Origin of the sequence: Candidatus Nitrosopelagicus brevis (assembly GCF_000812185.1) — an archaeon.
GTDB classification, from domain to species: domain Archaea; phylum Thermoproteota; class Nitrososphaeria; order Nitrososphaerales; family Nitrosopumilaceae; genus Nitrosopelagicus; species Nitrosopelagicus brevis.
Genome location: NZ_CP007026.1, coordinates 945786 through 963194, shown reverse-complemented (window position 1 = coordinate 963194; position 17409 = coordinate 945786). Strand labels below are relative to the sequence as shown.

Sequence of the window (17409 nt, the reverse complement as noted above, 5' to 3'; positions counted from 1 at the left end):
CTAATGTTTGGTTTTGCCTGTGCCGCAATGGCACCTGCTCTATTGGTATCAAGGATGCTTTCACCTGAAAACAAAAAACAACCAAATCCCGTCAAAACGCTTCCTATGGAATGTGGCCAAGTCCCATCCGGCGCTGGTCGTACTCATTTCATGATGCAGTATTATGCATATGTTCTAATGTTTGTCATTTTTGATGTTATGGCAATTTTCTTGTATGCTTGGGGTAGCTCTCTATTAGACCTTCCACGAACTGCGACTTTACCAATTATTGCCTTCTTAGGAATTATGTTTGCTGCAATGGCATTCGCATTATATCAATCAAAGAGGAAAGACATATGGTAATTCTATATACTAGTTACAACAATCAAGGTGAGGGACTAAGTTGTTAAAAGAACTCATAACACCACAAAATGCAAATGTGTTTGTTGGAAAACTTGGCGACATTCTATACAAAGCAGTTGATCAACCATTAGGAATGGCAATCAATTGGGGTCGAATGTGGTCTTTGTGGCCAGTACACATTGAAACAGCATGTTGTAGTGTTGAGTTTGGAGCAGCGTCAAGTCCAAGATACGACGTAGAAAGATTCGGTATCATCGAAGCTTTTGGATCATTACGACAGTGTGATCTTGTCGTAGTACAAGGAACAATCACAAGAAAAATGGCACCACGACTAAGATTAGTCTATGATCAAATGCCAGAACCAAAATATGTAATTGCCATGGGTGCATGTGCAATTACTGGCGGTCTGTACTTTGATTCATACAATGTGTTGCCTGGTATCGACGGAATTCTTCCAGTTGATGTTTATGTTCCTGGTTGCCCTCCTAGACCTGAAACCTTGATTCAAGGATGCATGTTGTTGCAAGAAAAAATCAAAAGGATGAAGGCTAGATAGGTAAAAAATTATGAGTACAACTGAAAAAGAAGAACCTCCAAAAGATACTAAAAAAGAAACAGCTCCTGAAAAAGTCGAAGATACAGTTCCTGCTTTTGAAAAATCTTATGTTGATCAAATTGCAAATCAATTTTCTGATGATGTCGAAGTAGAATACATTCAAGAAAATAGAACTCGATTGAATGTTAAAAAAGAAAAAATCATTGATGTTGCAAAATTTATCAAAGATAACACTCCTTTTGATCACGCAGAATCTGTTTCTGGTGTTGATTATCCTCAAGACAAAGAGATTGGCGTAACTTATCACTTAGGTTCCTACACAGATCCTGAATATTCAAAACAAGTTTTAGCACTTGCAACTAGAGCTCCACGCGAAGAAACACCAAATCCAGGAAGTGATTCTACAAAATTACCAAGTTTACGAGATATGTTTTACAGTGTTGAATTTCATGAGCGTGAAGTGTTTGAAATGCTTGGCGTATACTTTGAAGGCCATCCTGATAATCGACGTTTACTACTGCCTGAAGATTGGGCTGATTTACCTCCACTAAGAAAGGACTTTATGAATAAAGGAAGATAAAATGACTGAAGTAATACCAACAAAACAAATGCCGCCGGGTCTACAAGTTGACAAAGTAGACGACCGAATAATGACTCTCAATGTTGGTCCACAGCATCCTGGTTCTGGACATATGAGAATAATTGTAAAAATTGATGGTGATTACATTGTTGATGCAGATCCTGATCCTGGTTACGTTCATCGTGGCGAAGAAAAAATGGCTGAAGCAAGAAATTACATCACAAACATACCTCACTTAGAAAGACCAGTAATTCATGATTCTTGTAATATTTTGTATCCATACGTCTTAGGAGTTGAAGAATTGGTAGGAATTGAAGTTTCAGAACGAGCAAAATATGTTCGTGTTATTGCAGCAGAGCTAAACAGATGTATCTATATTCAATACTGGCTTGCAATCTATGGAATATTTCTTGGACACTCTACGATGTTCATGTGGCCTGCAGGAGATAGAGAACTCTTAATTGATTTAATGGAAAAAATTACAGGTGCAAGAGTTACACATGCATACTTTATTCCAGGTGGTGTCAGAAACGATGTACCTGCAAACTTTGAAGATGTATGCCTTCGTCAAGTAAACTACTTTGAAAAACGTATCAAAGAATATGCTGACATCTTTTATGATAACCCAATTCTAAAAGCAAGAACAGAAGACACCGGTGTATTGTCTAGAGAAGATGCAATTCGTTTAGGAACAACTGGTTCTGTTCTACGTGCAAGTGGTGTTGATTATGATGTTCGAGTCAAAGAACCATATGATGTCTATGATGAGCTTGATGTTCATACCAATGTACTAAAAGCAGGTGATTCATATGCACGCTCAAAAGTTCCATGGCTTGACATGTTGGAGAGCTGTAACATCATTAGACAAGCATTAGAGAAAATGCCAAAGTCTGGTTCAATTAGAACAAAACTCAAACCAAATCCAAAAGGAAAGTTAGGTGAAGTTTATCGTAGAGTTGAAAGCGGAAGAGGTGCAGCAGGTTGTTATATTATTTCAAAAGAAAAACCTGAACCATATCGTCTAAAACTTAGCGTTGGTTCTTTTAGAAATTTAATTGCATTACCATACTTGCTAAAGGGCGAAAAACTTGGAAACATGCCAGCAGTTTACTGGAGTCTAAACTATTGGCCTGTGGAGGCTGACCGATAAATGTCTGTTATTGCACCAAAATTCCGTCTTGGATATTTCCTTAAAGGAATTTTTGATAATGCATTTTGGATTTTAACAATTGTAACACTTGCAGGAATTCCTGCAATCCAAATTGTACTGTTCTACATGGACTTACCAGTAATTGACGGTGAGCTCCTAACTGCTTTCTTGGCATTTACATGGCTGTTTAACCCGACAATGCAGATTCCACTGATTAAAGCTCTCATTTACTCTGATTTATTTAGAATTGTAGCATTTCCTGGATTTGGTTTTGCAGCACTCATAGCGGCTGGAACTATTTTTGTTGAAAGAAAAATGTTGGCAAAACTCCAACTTCGTGTAGGTCCATTTTATTGTGGTAAAGTCGAAGGTATCTTGCAACTAGCAGGAGATGGCTTGAAACTTATCTCAAAAGAAATTATCATCCCTGCAAAAGCTGACAAACCATTATTCTGGGCAGCACCGGTATTGTTTGTTGGCACAGCTGCAGCATTTGTTGCATTAATTCCTGTTGCACCTGGTGGTTGGGTTGTTGCAGATTTGGATGTTGGTCTACTTGCAGTTTTTGCTGTAATTGGATTTTTCCCAATCATTACAATTCTTTCTGCATGGTCTGCTAACAGCAAGTTCCCGTTCATTGGTGGAATTCGTGCATTACATCAAATGGTATCATTTGAAATTCCTCTAATCTTATCTCTTCTTGGTGTTGTAATCTTAACTGGTACGTTAAACCTCAGTGAAATTGTTGAATCACAAAGTAGCTTCCCGTGGATTATATTCATGCCAATTGGCGCAATTGTTTTCTTTACTACAATGTTAGCTGAACTAGAAAGAATTCCATTTGATCTTCCAGAAGCAGAAAGTGAAATTGTTGCTGGATGGTTAACAGAATTTTCTGGAATGATGTATGGATTAGTTCAATTGGGTTCATATCTCAAATTATATGCATTTGCAGCATTATTTGTAATAATTTTCTTAGGTGGATGGACCGGTCCAGTATTCTGGCCTCCATTAGACACTGAATTAATTACGAAAGGAACACCAATTCCAAACTATGCTGGTGATCCTGTACTAACAGTTTTTGCTCCTGGTTTGCCTATTTTTGATGCAGATCCTAATGAATGGGTGAAGCAGCAGCAGGGTGAACTGCAGTATACAAGCGGGCAGCTATTAATCAGTGGAGTGTTCTGGTTTGTACTAAAAACGGTTGGAGTAATTTTCTTTATCTTACTACCAAGGGGTGTTTTCCCAAGAATTAGACTTGATATGTTGTTACACATTGGTTGGTACAAACTAATTGGTTTATCCTTCGTTAACATCTTTATTGCACTCGGATTGGTGTACGCTGGAGTACTTGGACCTGGAGGAATATTGTAATGGGAACAGCAACTGGAATTATCAAAGCATTAAACTCTGGAGTTAAACACTTAGCCGTAAAACGTTTCACTTTAAGATATCCTGAACAAAAATTGAAATTTGTTGGAGATGGATATCAGTTTGATCCTTCATCTGGTGTTGCTATTGCAGGACTAAAAGGAAGACATATGCTATTTCATGATCATTGTACTGGATGCCAACTATGTTCTATTGCATGTGAAGGCGTCGCTGAAGCAATTGGAATGGTCAAAGTTCCAGACAAGTGGGGACAAAATGCAAAATCAATCATGCCACAAATTGACTACGGAAAATGTGTCTTTTGTGGATTGTGTGTTGACGCATGTCCATTTTATGCATTATACATGTCAAATGACTACGAACTATCATCATTTACTAAGGAAGGCTTGATCTACACACCTGCACAACTACAAGTGAAACCACAAGTTCAGCAGGATTCAGAGCTCATTATCGATAAACGGGGCGCCAGACATGGCTGATGCTCTGTTCTTAGCTATTTCTGTATTAACAATCGGCTCTGCAATCGCAGCACTTGAAATGCGTTCACTTGTTTACGGTTCAATTGCTTTAATGGGAACCCTCGGCGGTGTTGCAGGTTTCTATGTAATGTTAGATTCTCCATTTGTTGCCATGTTCCAATTGGCAGTTTACGTTGGCTCAATTGCCGTTCTTATCTTATTTACTGTAATGCTCGTGAAACGAGAACTAATATTCAAAAAAATTGAAGACCCGAAAAGAAAATTTGCTGGAATTGGTTTAATGTTGATTACAATTCTTGCACTAGGTGCAATCATTATGGACTCTGGAATTAAAACAATAACTACTGACTCTGACCCTGTTGACTTTAGAGAAATTGGTGGTGACTTTCTCACATATTACTGGCCTGCATTAATCTTGATGGCTTTAATTTTAGCAGGCTCTGTCATGGGCGCATTAGTCTTAGCAAGAAGAGAGGATACAATAGAAAATGAGCAATGAGTTAATTGAATTTGTATTGGTATCCATTGCCTTATTGGGTATCGGAATTTACGGTTTAGCGGTAAAACGAAACGCAATTCGAATGTTATTTGCAGTTGAAATTATTGTTAATGCAGCAAATCTTAATCTTGTTGCATTTGCTAGATTTATGCCACACAGTGGTGGACAAACACTTGCATTATTCTCAATTGCAATTGCTGCAGCAGAAGTTGCAGTAGGACTTGCATTAATCATTGTAGCATATCGTATGTACAAAAATGTCGATATTGCAGACTTTAGGAGCTTGAAAGGATAATGGAATTTGTTCTTCTACAGGCGGTATTTTTACCACTGTTACTGTCTCCAGTTGCTTACATAATTGGAAGAAACTACGGTCCTAATCTTGCAACCTGGTTTACCTTCGGTTTACTTCTTTACTGCACTGTAATACTGATTAATGCATCACTTGGAGGAACATACGAAGAACATTATCCATGGACTACAATGTTTGGAGAATTTGGTTTCTTACTTGATGGACTTGCAACACCATTTGCAATCATCATCTACGTATTGTGTACAGTTCTTGCTTTGTATTCAAAACCATACATGGTTCACAAATTTGAAGAATTATTCAAAGAACACTATCATCAAAACACAACTACTGATGGTCAAACAACTGCAGTAGTTGATTCTGCCGCATTAAAGACATATGTCAACCGACAATCTGGTCTCTACTTTGCAATGTTTTTGGTATTTGCAATGGGAATGCTTGGAACCGTCTTATCTACAAACCTAATTGAATTTTACATATTTTTCGAAGTCATGCTTATACCATCATTTTTCTTAGTTGCCTTTTACGGAGACGGAAATAGACGCAGAATTGCTTTACAGTTCTTGTTTTGGACCCATGTTGGAGCCGTTGTTCTATTACTTGGTTTCTTGGCAATCGGTCTAAGTGTTGGAAGCTTTGACTTTGTAGATATTGTAGAAGCTGAAATTGACCCAGACATACTTGTGGTTTCAGCTGTTGCTATTATCCTAGGATTAGGTGTAAAACTTGCAGCATTTGTCTTCCACGTTTGGCTGCCTTATGCGCACGGTGCGGCACCAACGCCAATCAGTGCGTTACTTTCTCCTGCAATGATCGGAATTGGTGCATATGGATTATTCAGATTAATTGTAGAGTTCCTGCCGCAGACATACGGCGACATTTCCATCATGCTAAACATCTGGGGTGTTGTTACAATGTTCTATGGTGGCGCCATGGCGCTCATGCAAGACGATTTCAAACGAATGCTTGCATATTCTAGTATAAGTCAGATGGGTTATCTTCTATTTGCCATTGGTTCATTTTCAACATACGGTCTTGCCGGTGCTGAAATGATGTACATCTCTCACGGTTTAGGTAAAGGACTCTTGTTCATGACCGCAGGTGTAATTATCGTTCAAGTAGGAACAAGAAGTTTCAAGAAACTCGGTGGACTTGCAAGCAAAATGCCAATCACCGCAGTCTGTGCAGTAATTGGCGGTTTAACAATAATGGGAATTCCACCAACAAGTGGATTCATGGGAGAATGGATGGTCTTCTATGGTGCATTAGAAACAGCAGTTTCAGAAGGAAACGATATACGAAGTCTCATGTTTGCATTAGGATTAATTGCTACTGCATTAACAATGTCGTACATTCTATGGATGCTCAAACGAGTATTCTTTGGAAAATTACCTGAGAATTTACAAAATGTCAAAGAAGGAAGTTGGTACATGTTGGCACCGATGATGGTTCTTGCCGGCTTTACTATTGTTGTCGGAATTTATCCTGACGTGTTCCTTGGAAAGATTATGCCTTACATGCAGGGAGTAATGGGGGTTTAGACTATGGCATACGATTTCTTTGGAATTCCTGTAAGTGAATTAAACGTCTGGTTAATCTGGATACTTCCATTTGCAGCAGCCATGATAATTCCAGCAGTTGGTAAATTTTCAAAATTAACTACTGGTAGAGTTGCTGTTGCATTTGCAGCAATGAGTGCAATCTCTGCTGCAACATTATTCCCAATGGCACTTGGTGCACATGAGATTCATCACCAAATTATGTGGATTGATGCTATCGGTCTCAAAGCAGGTGTTCTTGCAGATCCTCTCTCAGTTATCATGTCAAATGTCGTAGGATGGATTTCCTTCCTTATCATGTGTTACAGTACAGGTTACATGAAAGGAGACAAAGATATTACAAGATTCTGGTTCTGGATGATGTTCTTCATCGGTTCCATGCAACTCATCATACTATCTGATAATCTATTACAGGTCTTCTTTGGATGGGAAGGAGTAGGTTTGGCGTCATATGCTCTGATCAGCTTTTGGTATCGTGATAAAAAGAAGGATCATGTTGGACAAGAAGGTCGTTCTGTGTTAGGAGTAATGGAATACTTTTCACCAACACATGCCGGAATGAAGGCTTTCATCATGACCAAAGTTGGTGATGTAATGATGCTTTCAGGAATGTTACTTCTCTTCATGTTTGCAGGAACCTTTGGCTTTAGAGAGCTAGTTGGTGATACTGCTTGGGCAGTTGAAATGTCTGCTCAGGGTCTGTTAGTACCTGCATTTGTTTTACTATTTGGTGGTGCAATGGGTAAATCTGCACAATTCCCACTTAACGAATGGCTCTTAGAGGCTATGACCGGTCCTACTGCTGTATCTGCATTAATTCATGCAGCAACAATGGTAAAGGCTGGTGTCTTCTTGGTTGCAAGAATTGGACCAATTGTATTTGCATTAGCAGCAGCAGGAATCTTGGCTGACCAATTCTTTGAAATTGTTGCCTGGGTTGGTGCAATCACTGCATTATTACTTGCAACTCAAGGAATGGTCAACCCCGAAATTAAGAAAGTTTTGGCATACTCAACTGGTTCACAAATTGGTTACATGATGTTAGCCCTTGGTGTTGCAGGTTTATCACATCAATATGTTGATGGCTATACAGCTGGATTCTTCCACTTAATATCTCACGCAATGTTCAAAGCATCTCTCTTCATGGCAGCAGGTTCTCTACTGCATGTTGTAGGTTCTAGATTCATGACAGACATGGGTGGACTGAAGAAACAGATGAAAAAGACGTATGCGTTCATGTGGGCTGCAGGACTTGGATTAATGGGCGCACCATTCATTACAACAGGATTCTGGAGTAAGGATGCAATCTTTGCTACCGTTTATGAATCTGGAAATGAATGGGCATTACCGTTATTCATCATCGCAGTTTTGACTGCAATCATTACAGCATTCTATACAACAAGAATGATTGGAATGGTTTTCTTTGGAAAGAACAGCAAACACATTGAAAAGATGGAAAGTGAAGGTCATCACATCCACGAAGCACCAAAATCAATGTGGATTCCATACGGAATTCTTGCTGTATTAACAATTGGAATTGGATTAATCGGATTATCTGCAGAAGAGGAATTGCACCATCTATTTGAGGAATATCTTGTACACTCATTTGGAATCGAATCATCTCACTATTACGGAGAAGAATCTGTATTACCTGGATTCCTTTCAGGACTTAACCCAGTTGCACTTGGAGCATCACTAGTTGCATTTGCTACGGGATTTGGACTTGGATATATCTTCTATATCGGAAGATGGGTAGATCCTGTCAAATTCGTAAACTCTAACATCTTCTTTTACTCAATGCATAAACTCTTCTTGAACAGATGGTATCTCAACGCATTTGTTTATTGGGGATTTGTAGTTGCACCACTTTGGGCCGCACGCGGAATCTGGAGATACTTTGAACAAACAGCAATCGATACTGGAATGAATATCGGATTTGAGAAGGCTGTAGGTTGGAGTGCTAGAGTTGTTCAAGGAACACAAACCGGTGTATCACAATCTTATCTTTACATATTTGGAGCTGGACTGCTTTTCGTAGTCTTGATATTGTTACTATAGGTGTTTATGATGATCGAACTAACTTCTACTCCAATTATTCTAATGGTTATACTAGGCGTTGCTGGCATGATTATTCCTGTCATTAACGTTCTAAGAAGAGAACGTGGAAGTTCTACATTCTATGGATTAATTGCATTTGGTGCATTACTCATATCTCTTGGTTATGTAATTTACCGATTCTATACAGACTCTGTTGCAGATGCAGCTATCTTCTCCAGCGATGTTTTAGTTGATGATGGATTTGGCTCATTCTTTGCAATTGCAATGCTCATTGTATCAATAATGGCAGTTGCCGGTTCTTTCAATTACATGAGAAATAAATCTAATCCGGCAATTTACTTCTCATTAATTTTACTTTCAAGTATTGGTATGGTCTTGATTGCATTTTCAACAGACCTGGTTATGTTATTTGTAGCATGGGAGTTGATGAGTATTCCAACATACATCCTTGCAGGATATAACAAGAAAGATCCATCATCAAACGAAGCAGCCATCAAGTACTTTTTGTTCGGAGCACTATCTTCTGGAATTATCATATACGGTATCTCACTTGCATACGGAATTACCGGTTCTACAAACATCGGTGATGTCATTTACGGATTTTCAAATCTATCTCCAGACATGCTTCCGATTGGCTTACTTGCAATTGGTATGTTCATTGCTGGATTTGGGTTCAAAATGGGACTTGTTCCATTCCACATGTGGTTACCAGATACATACGAAGGTGCACCAACACCAATCACCGCATTACTTGCTGCAGGAACTAAAAAAGCAGGATTTGCTGCTGCATTAAGAGTTGTAATTATGGGTGCTGCGGCACTAAATCTTGACTGGACATTAGCGCTAGGAGTAATTGCCATAATGACTATGACAATTGGTAACATTGCAGCAATCATGCAAAAGAATCTCACAAGAATGCTTGCATACTCCAGTATTGGTCATGCAGGTTACATCTTAATTGGTATATCACTTGCGCCGTTCACCGGATTAGGATTACAGGCATCATTATTCCACATTCTAAATCATGCTGTAATGAAAGGTGCAGCATTTATTGCAATAGCAGGAATTGTTACAACACTTGGAATTGTACATTTAGATAAAATCAAGGGACTTGGTAGAAAAATGCCAATCACCGCGTTTGGTCTTGTCATATCATTACTTGCATTAGCTGGTGTTCCACCACTTAACGGATTCTGGAGTAAGCTTATGTTGTTTGGTTCTGCTATTGATGCAACAAGTGTTGTATGGTGGGCTCCATGGCTTGCAATAGCTGGAGTATTGAACAGTGCATTATCTCTAGCATACTATGGTTGGATTATACGAAAGATGTACTTTGAAGGTGAAACAGAAAAACGTGTCAAAGAACCTGCATCAATTATAGGTGTAATGATATTCTCTGTAATCTTTATGGTAACAATTGGTGTTTATCCAGAACCAATCATACAATTTGCAGAAATGGTTACGCCTTCAATGACTGCAGTTATGCCTTAAAATCTGTGAAACTTACTAGTTCTTCCAAGTTGTGTTTTGAATCAGAATCTCTAATCTTTCTTAGACTTTCTGATGCTTTTTCTGCATAAGATTTCAACAACTCTTCCATCTTGTTGAAAACTACTCTAGGGTCTGAACTTTTCTTAACTAGTAAATTGAATAATTTGTCCTCATTTTTCCAATCCATCAAATCATCTTTAATCTGATATGCAATTCCAATGTTTTTTCCATATTCGGCTAATCCTGAAATCTCTTCTTCACTTCCTCCGCCAATAACTGCGCCTAATTTTGCTGCCATCTCAAAGGCAGTTGCAGTTTTGTAATCCATTACCTTGATGTAATCTTCAAATGTTACGTCTTCACTTTCTTCTAGTTTTCCTTCTAAAACTTCTCCTTCACTCATTAGCATTGCAGCTGTTGCCAAATCTTTTGTAACTCTTGCTTTGTCTAATCTGGATGAAATGTTTAGAATTAATCCCAAAACAAAGTCTCCTGTTAGAACACTTGTGTTGTATCCATATTTGATATGAAATGGATCCTTGTGTCTTCTCTGAGTTTCATTATCTATGATATCGTCATGAATGACTGATTCAGTGTGGAGTAGTTCAATTGCACATGCACCTGCATAGACGTTTTCATCAATCTGACCAACAGATTCGGCTGCCAGAAGTGTAATGATTGGTCTAATTCGTTTACCTCCCTCTAATGCATATTTTAGAGGTTCACAAAACTCTGATTCAGAGTATAGTTCCAACTCTTTGTCTAATGCAGAATCTATCTTCTCAATGTACTTGCTGTAAACTTCTAAAAGCGGATTAATTTCTATATTTTTTCGGTCCAAAAATTATCTAATCAAAATTTTCTGAAATAACATATTAAACTTTAGAATTGTATGCTCCCGTCGGGATTCGAACCCGAGTCTCAGGCGTGAAAGGCCTAAATGCTTGACCGGACTACACTACAGGAGCTTAAAATTCCGGCTCTTCTAATCCATAAAACTTTTTGTAATCACAAGCTTTTTTATCCTAATTTCAAGAACATCAATCATGGGTTCTTTAATCAAACGAATCGATCAAATCATTGAAGACAAAAGTTTACTCAAACATCCATTTTACGAGATGTGGTCTGATGGAAAACTGGAACTAGATTCACTCAAAGGTTATTCAAAAGAATATTATCAATTAGTGAAACAGGTCCCACAATTCATGGAACCAATGGTAAATGATGCATCTTCTGATATGAAAGACGAATTAGTTCAGAATATGAAAGAAGAATCAGAGCATATTCCTCTATGGGAGAAATTTGCAGGTTCTATGGGAATTTCTGAATCCGAACTACAAGGCTATGAAGGTCTTGAGAAAACCAATAGGGCAGTATCCAATTTAGGTTCACTAATGGACTCCTTTGATAATGGTGCATGTGCAATGTATGCATTTGAAAAAGAAATTCCTAAAGTAAGTCAAACTAAATTAGAAGGATTGAAAGAATTCTACGGTATCGATACAAAAGATGCAACAGAATACTTTGAAGAACACATGACTGCTGACATTAGACATGCAGCATCCTGGCAAAAAATTATCAATAATACTTCAATTGATGATTCAGTGATGTTAACAACGGCCGAAAAATCTGTTGCAGCACAAAATCTCTTGTTAGACAGTTGTTACGAGTCTTACTGCTAATCTAACACTTTTTACTAAGTTGAAATTATTTTTTCCTAGGGCCCGTAACTCAGCCTAGTAGAGTACTCGGCTCATAACCGAGGAGCCATGGGATCGAAGCCCATCGGGCCCACTAAAATTTTAATTCCAGCTATGATGTAGCTGTATTGGCTGCAATGAAGAATCAGAGTTATACCTGATTAATGATGTAAAGGCATTTGACTGAGCTGCCTCAATTTACTCTATCTTGAACCTGTTTTAGTACATCTTCTGAGATTAATTTTTGCTCAAACAAACTTTCAGCAATATCTTTGATTGTTAAAAGACTGTGAAGTTTTACGCCTTCTGCTTGTAATGCTTCAGTTGCTCCTTCCATTCTGTCAACTACTGCATACGCATCAGTCACAACCATCTTTTCTTCTTTGATTGATTTTATTGCGTTGATTACTGAACCGCCGCTTGTAACAACATCTTCAATCATTAACAGTTTCATGTCGTGACAAATTACACCTTCAACTGCTTTTCCTGTTCCATGTTCCTTTGCTTGTTTTCTAACATAGATGAGAGGTTTTAGAATTTCAGTTGCAAGTGATGCTGCAACTACTAGTCCTCCTGTTGGAACTGATACAAGTGAGTGAAAGTTTTCAAATCCAATGTCTTCGGCAATCAAGTTTTGTAATCCTTTAATCATTTTTCTATAGTAAATTGGAAAGCTTGGAACTAGTCTCAAATCAATGTAATATGGACTCTTTTTCCCGCTTGCAAGTGTGAAATCTCCAAATCTAATGATCTTTTTCTCATAAAGAAATGCTGAAAATTCTTTAGCAAATTCCATACTGAAGGTTAGATAATTGTATTCAATATATGTTAGCCAAATAGTGCAAACAACCAGTCAAAGAATCCCTTTTTCTCTTCTTTGACAGGCTCTAACTCTGCTGGTTCAGGCTCAAACGTTTCTTCTACTAATGGTAATGACTTTTGATCATCAGGAACTAACACAAATCCTGTTTGTACCATCTTTGGTTTAGGTTCTGATTGAATCTCTAGAACTATTTGATCAAATCTCTCTTGTGTAATTCCAATTCCCTCCCAGAACTTGTACTCTGAATAGTTTACATCAAACCATTCCTTGTATTCAGTTTCTGTGATGTATCGTTTTACGTAATGTTTTGCTGGCATGTTCTCATCAACAAATTCTAGAACAGTTTTCTGATCAGTTGCTGTTAACATTACTTCAGGTTCAGGTTCTTTTACTGGTGGCTCAGGTTCTGGTATTTCTTCAGGAATTACTTTAGGTTGTGACTCAGGAACCTCTTCAGGTACAACATCAGGTACTTCTTCAACCTCTACAATCTCTTTCGGTAAAATTTCCAAGGCATTTTCAAAGTATACCAAATCATAGTTTGTTATGTGGTCTATAGTCTGTATTCCAATATGAGATGACTCCATTGGCTTTGCAAAGATTATGGTAAATGTAATGTCCAACAATTCTAAAGCTCCATTATCTCCGTATGGATCTTCTACTTTTTCAGACGATGCACCTGTTAGTAGAAAAATATCGTCATCATCTTGATACATTACTTGATTTTTCGCTATGTGATATTCAATAAATGCAGTAGAATCTCTCCAATCTGGTTTTTCATCGTGCATTGCAAGATATGCGATTGCCAAAGTAATCTTATCAGTTCCCATGTTTTCCCATGCTCTGACCTTGATTGTTACCGGTTCTCCAACAGTTCCTTGTATGGTTGGATTCTTGTTGAATAGTTCTTGATTTTCTTCAAAAACATTATTGTTTATGGAAAATCCATCAGGAGTTTCTGATTCTCCATGGTTTGTAATTCTTGGTGGAGTACAATCTCTGTCAAAACCACATGCTCCACTTCGATCTTTTGCTGTATCTGGATCATCACAATTTTTTGTTGTTGAATTTTCCTCACAATTTAATGTCAGATATGTACTAGGACTGTTTTGTGTAGCATAGGATGCTGCTGCCCAATCTGCTGAACGAATACCATCTGAAATTCTAAATTCATCCATATCGCCTACTAACTCATTGTTTACACGCGTTGTACTATCAATTTCTGCACCTAACACAAAGTTACCATTTGCTCTTGGTCCTCTATTTCCACTAGTTCCGGACACTTCTTCAGCTAATTCACCATCTTGGTAAATCTTACTTGAACCTCCAGGATTATAGACTATCATCAAATGTGTCCAATCTGATGTTGCAGCATCAACCGATGAATCATGTATTGAATCATTTCTTACAAATTGATTAAGACTTTCAACTTTGAATAATGTGAATTCGTTATGCAGTCCACCTGCACGGTAACCAAAAACGTCCATCATGTCTACATCGTCATGATCACTGTCTACATTTATCCAAAATTCAACTGTGACATCATTATCACTTGTACCGCCATTATTTCCAGGCCAATTATTTACTGAATCTGTCCAAATAAAATCTCCAGTTCCTTCAAGTTTGCTATTTCTTTGTACTGGACCATCAAAGCTTTGCCCATATCCAATCTTTCCTTCTGCTCGTGTTGGTCGTCTGTCTTCATCTTGTGTTTTATCACCTTCTCCTCCACCTGTTCCGTCATTTGCGTTATCTGATACATCATAAAACTCGTTTTCAGTTCCTGTTGATGTTTGATTTAGATGGTAAACTAATCTGTAATTATCATCCCAAACACTAGATGCATCAATTTCTACTACTCCTTTGTAGTAAATGTAAATGTCAGTTCCTGTTGATGCTGAAAGTGTTGGTATCTTTACCCATGCAATTACTTCCCCAGTAGAAGTATTGTATCTCTCTATTTCATGTGCAAGTCTTGTTGTCCCATCATTTGCGGTAAATATGATGTCTGTTCCATCACTCTCTGTTGCTTTGATAAAATCTGAATCAATTACTGATACTAGTACTGGAAAATTAGATAAATCTGAACTAATTTCACTATTCAATGAAATCTCTATCTTTTTTCTATATTCCCATGAGGTACTATACCAATCAGCTGCAAATGCATCACTCATTCCAATTGGAACTATTAGAGTCAACACTAGAATAGCTAAAAGAAAACCCTGCAAGAGATCTGAAATATTCGCAAAGCTGTATTTATTTTAGTTCATTTTATTCATTAATCATGCCTGAAATCTGGTTGAACTATGGAAAAAATGAAGTTGTTCTAGATATTATGGCAGAAAATCTAGATGAACGAATAGAGTTTGAAAAACCAATAATTGATGACTCTGTGATAAATGAAAATTTAGAAGCATTAGATTTGTCAAAACCAACTGAAATTGTTATTCAAAATTATAGTATATCTATACAAAAAACTCTTGATAAAATTTATGAAAAATGTGAAATCAAATCTTTTTCAAAACCAAAATTATCAGTCGATAAACTAAATCTCCCACAAGTAAAAGCAAACAATCCTGACACTGTAAGTATTAACGAATTTGAGGAACAGGAATTGTCAAACTCAAATCTAGTATTTCTTGGAGAGATACAGTTTGATGGTTTGTTTGGATATGAAACAGTTGCAACTAGATTACTTCGTAAATTTGGTGCAGATAAAATGCTAGAAGCATTTTCACACCGCTCGGGAAATTTACCAACACCTGGTACAGATTCTCCCTCACTCGGTGATGCAAAAAAATTCACAGACGGATTTGAGGTCTCATGCATAGAACTTACAGCAAATAAAAAGGGAGTTTCAGGCTTGCAGGTTGGACATCCATCAAAAACATCATCCATATCGCAAACACTTCTAAAATCCACAGCAACCTTTGAAGAAAAGTTCCGTACGATGATAATTAGTACAGGAAGAGATGCAAGCAATCAAACATTGTCTTCTTCATTAAATTCTGTATGGAATTTTCATACATCGATAAAAAATCAAGGATTAATCATACTCGTTGCCGAATGTATGGCTGGATTAGGTTCAGAAACATTTCAAAAACTAATTGATGGACGTATTACTCCTGAGAAAATCAAAAACGCATCAAAATATGAGGATGGAATGGAAAATCTTCTTTATTTAACAGAAATTCAAAAAAATGCTCAAATCGCAATTACTTCAATCTTACCTGAACTATACATCAAGAAACTTGGCATGCTTCATGTAGATGGAATCAAAAAATCAATGGATTACATTTTGAAAAATCAAGGTCCAAGACAAAAGGTACAGGTGATTGAAGATGGTGCACGTACTTTACTACGGAAAGATTGATTGCGGCAGTGGTGCACACAAAATCGCTAAAACAATAACTCCAATGTAAACAATTTTTCTATTTTTTGATAATGGTGATATGTCATCTAGTGGTCTGGCGTCTTTACTTCTTGAACTTAAAATTAAAATGAAGATTGCCATCATCCAATAGTTCAACAACACTAAAACTCCCAAACTTCCATAAGTTGCAAACTTGTGCCATTTTTGTCCCAAAATGACTCTTGACATGTGACCTCCATCCAATTGCCATGCCGGCAGTAAATTCAAAAACGTAATTAAAAATCCAAGCCATGCTGCAAACATTATTGGAGACATTATCACTTCAACTTCTGTACCATCCTTGTCAAACAGTGCAAGTGCACCTTTCATTATCAAATTCTCATTCATTGGGAATAATGTTGAACCCATCATCAGATCTTCTGCTACCTGACTGTCAATTACCGGTGACGTCCATGCGCCAAAAATTACAACAACTACTGCAACTACTAATCCTGCTATTGGACCGGCTACTGCAATATCAAATAAAATGTCTCTATTTACGGTAAGACTTCTTGATTGAATGAATGCACCAAATGTTGGTATTCCTACAATTGGGATACCTGGAATAAAGTATGGCCATGTTGTCTTTATCTTATGCCATTTTGCAGCAAACAAGTGTCCTGCTTCATGAACTCCTAAAATTCCTAACAATGCCCAAGCATATACAACTGCAACTCCAAGCGGGTCGCCAATTGGTTGGATTAGCGGAAATGTGTTAAGCATTGCAGTTCTGTAGAAACCATCAATTAACACCATTGCAACAGTTGCAGCAAACATTATCCTTGGTGTCCAAGATTTTGACAACCACCTTCTCTTTTTTTGTTTAGGCATCTTTGATACGACTACCATGTGTCTGTATCCTTCTTTTTCAAGCGTACAAAGTAAATTGTTAGTTTCTAACTCTTGTGTTAAGCGAACAAATTTTTCCTTGAAATCTTGGTCCTCAAAATAAAATTGCATCTTTACTAGACCGATTTCCCTATCTGAAACATCAAAATGATTTTCTACAACCTTTGTTATGAATTCCTGAGTAGGCTCTATCATAAAGATCGTAT

The 17409-nt window shown here is 37.5% G+C and carries 17 protein-coding genes and 2 tRNA genes; 14 read left to right on the top strand and 5 right to left on the bottom strand.

The genetic code is table 11. The annotated features are described in order from the left end of the window. The first annotated feature begins 3 nt into the window (after positions 1-3). From T478_RS05750 to T478_RS05700, 11 genes are read left to right on the top strand one after another with little or no spacing between them, the layout of a single operon-like run. Complete coding sequence (locus T478_RS05750; RefSeq protein WP_048107010.1) at positions 4-342, top strand: NADH-quinone oxidoreductase subunit A; 339 nt, start codon at positions 4-6, stop codon at positions 340-342. 40 nt (positions 343-382) lie between these two features. After that, positions 383-898, top strand: coding sequence for an NADH-quinone oxidoreductase subunit B (locus T478_RS05745; RefSeq protein ID WP_048105925.1), 516 nt, complete (start codon positions 383-385; stop codon positions 896-898). Positions 899-908: 10 nt separating this feature from the next. Further along, positions 909-1478: an NADH-quinone oxidoreductase subunit C gene (locus T478_RS05740; protein ID WP_048105923.1), complete on the top strand. Its 570-nt coding sequence runs from the start codon at positions 909-911 to the stop codon at positions 1476-1478. A 1-nt stretch (position 1479) separates the two neighbouring features. Continuing rightward, the gene (locus T478_RS05735; protein WP_048105918.1) at positions 1480-2628 is read left to right on the top strand and encodes an NADH-quinone oxidoreductase subunit D; all 1149 of its coding nucleotides are present in this window, start codon (positions 1480-1482) and stop codon (positions 2626-2628) included. Beyond that, positions 2629-4005, top strand: a complete 1377-nt coding sequence (locus tag T478_RS05730; protein ID WP_048105916.1) for a complex I subunit 1/NuoH family protein — start codon at positions 2629-2631, stop codon at positions 4003-4005. Continuing rightward, positions 4005-4502, top strand: a complete 498-nt coding sequence (locus T478_RS05725; protein WP_048105914.1) for a 4Fe-4S binding protein — start codon at positions 4005-4007, stop codon at positions 4500-4502. Before T478_RS05730 ends, T478_RS05725 begins: the two co-directional genes overlap by 1 nt. Further along, a complete protein-coding gene (locus T478_RS05720; RefSeq protein WP_048105910.1) occupies positions 4495-5001 on the top strand; it encodes an NADH-quinone oxidoreductase subunit J family protein in 507 nt (168 codons plus the stop codon). Before T478_RS05725 ends, T478_RS05720 begins: the two co-directional genes overlap by 8 nt. Next, positions 4991-5296, top strand: coding sequence for an NADH-quinone oxidoreductase subunit NuoK (nuoK, locus tag T478_RS05715; RefSeq protein WP_048105907.1), 306 nt, complete (start codon positions 4991-4993; stop codon positions 5294-5296). The genes T478_RS05720 and nuoK overlap by 11 nt, the downstream gene beginning before the upstream one ends. Then, on the top strand, positions 5296-6852 hold the full coding sequence (locus T478_RS05710; protein ID WP_048105905.1) for a complex I subunit 4 family protein: 1557 nt from the start codon (positions 5296-5298) through the stop codon (positions 6850-6852). The genes nuoK and T478_RS05710 overlap by 1 nt, the downstream gene beginning before the upstream one ends. A gap of 3 nt (positions 6853-6855) precedes the next feature. Then, entirely contained in the window at positions 6856-8928 is a 2073-nt protein-coding gene (locus tag T478_RS05705; protein WP_048105903.1) for an NADH-quinone oxidoreductase subunit 5 family protein, read from the top strand. Between the two features lie 9 nt (positions 8929-8937). Continuing rightward, positions 8938-10419, top strand: coding sequence for an NADH-quinone oxidoreductase subunit N (locus T478_RS05700; RefSeq protein ID WP_048107008.1), 1482 nt, complete (start codon positions 8938-8940; stop codon positions 10417-10419). Here the strand turns inward: T478_RS05700 and T478_RS05695 are convergent. Continuing rightward, on the bottom strand, positions 10409-11260 hold the full coding sequence (locus T478_RS05695; RefSeq protein WP_048105901.1) for a polyprenyl synthetase family protein: 852 nt from the start codon (positions 11258-11260) through the stop codon (positions 10409-10411). The two genes, T478_RS05700 and T478_RS05695, sit on opposite strands and share 11 nt — an antisense overlap. Positions 11261-11312: 52 nt before the next feature. Continuing rightward, a tRNA-Glu gene (locus T478_RS05690) sits at positions 11313-11387 on the bottom strand. A 78-nt stretch (positions 11388-11465) separates the two neighbouring features. Here T478_RS05690 and T478_RS05685 point away from each other — a divergent pair. Both T478_RS05685 and T478_RS05680 read left to right on the top strand, forming a co-directional pair. Continuing rightward, positions 11466-12101: an iron-containing redox enzyme family protein gene (locus tag T478_RS05685; protein WP_048105898.1), complete on the top strand. Its 636-nt coding sequence runs from the start codon at positions 11466-11468 to the stop codon at positions 12099-12101. Positions 12102-12139: 38 nt separating this feature from the next. Beyond that, a tRNA-Ile gene (locus tag T478_RS05680) sits at positions 12140-12213 on the top strand. A gap of 99 nt (positions 12214-12312) precedes the next feature. On the opposite strand, the gene pyrE is transcribed toward T478_RS05680, so the two are convergent. Next, positions 12313-12915, bottom strand: a complete 603-nt coding sequence (pyrE, locus tag T478_RS05675) for an orotate phosphoribosyltransferase (protein ID WP_048105896.1) — start codon at positions 12913-12915, stop codon at positions 12313-12315. 32 nt (positions 12916-12947) lie between these two features. Then, entirely contained in the window at positions 12948-15143 is a 2196-nt protein-coding gene (locus T478_RS07910) for a DUF2341 domain-containing protein (RefSeq protein WP_146150873.1), read from the bottom strand. Positions 15144-15226: 83 nt separating this feature from the next. Between T478_RS07910 and T478_RS05665 the strand changes: the two genes are divergently transcribed. Further along, a complete protein-coding gene (locus tag T478_RS05665) occupies positions 15227-16315 on the top strand; it encodes a nickel-dependent lactate racemase family protein (RefSeq protein ID WP_048105892.1) in 1089 nt (362 codons plus the stop codon). Here the strand turns inward: T478_RS05665 and T478_RS05660 are convergent. After that, positions 16301-17398, bottom strand: coding sequence for a site-2 protease family protein (locus T478_RS05660; protein WP_048105890.1), 1098 nt, complete (start codon positions 17396-17398; stop codon positions 16301-16303). The two genes, T478_RS05665 and T478_RS05660, sit on opposite strands and share 15 nt — an antisense overlap. Between the last annotated feature and the right edge of the window lie 11 nt (positions 17399-17409).

Bases quoted from the DNA above. Each gene is read 5' to 3' on its own strand.
- T478_RS05735 (WP_048105918.1), top strand. From the start codon at position 1,480: ATGACTGAAGTAATACCAACAAAACAAATGCCGCCGGGTCTACAAGTT.
- T478_RS05740 (WP_048105923.1), top strand. From the start codon at position 909: ATGAGTACAACTGAAAAAGAAGAACCTCCAAAAGATACTAAAAAAGAA.
- T478_RS05750 (WP_048107010.1), top strand. From the start codon at position 4: ATGTTTGGTTTTGCCTGTGCCGCAATGGCACCTGCTCTATTGGTATCA.
- pyrE (WP_048105896.1), bottom strand. From the start codon at position 12,915: ATGGAATTTGCTAAAGAATTTTCAGCATTTCTTTATGAGAAAAAGATC.
- T478_RS05685 (WP_048105898.1), top strand. From the start codon at position 11,466: ATGGGTTCTTTAATCAAACGAATCGATCAAATCATTGAAGACAAAAGT.
- T478_RS05665 (WP_048105892.1), top strand. From the start codon at position 15,227: ATGCCTGAAATCTGGTTGAACTATGGAAAAAATGAAGTTGTTCTAGAT.
- T478_RS05720 (WP_048105910.1), top strand. From the start codon at position 4,495: ATGGCTGATGCTCTGTTCTTAGCTATTTCTGTATTAACAATCGGCTCT.
- T478_RS05700 (WP_048107008.1), top strand. From the start codon at position 8,938: ATGATCGAACTAACTTCTACTCCAATTATTCTAATGGTTATACTAGGC.
- T478_RS05705 (WP_048105903.1), top strand. From the start codon at position 6,856: ATGGCATACGATTTCTTTGGAATTCCTGTAAGTGAATTAAACGTCTGG.
- T478_RS05660 (WP_048105890.1), bottom strand. From the start codon at position 17,398: ATGATAGAGCCTACTCAGGAATTCATAACAAAGGTTGTAGAAAATCAT.
- T478_RS05725 (WP_048105914.1), top strand. From the start codon at position 4,005: ATGGGAACAGCAACTGGAATTATCAAAGCATTAAACTCTGGAGTTAAA.
- T478_RS05710 (WP_048105905.1), top strand. From the start codon at position 5,296: ATGGAATTTGTTCTTCTACAGGCGGTATTTTTACCACTGTTACTGTCT.
- nuoK (WP_048105907.1), top strand. From the start codon at position 4,991: ATGAGCAATGAGTTAATTGAATTTGTATTGGTATCCATTGCCTTATTG.
- T478_RS05730 (WP_048105916.1), top strand. From the start codon at position 2,629: ATGTCTGTTATTGCACCAAAATTCCGTCTTGGATATTTCCTTAAAGGA.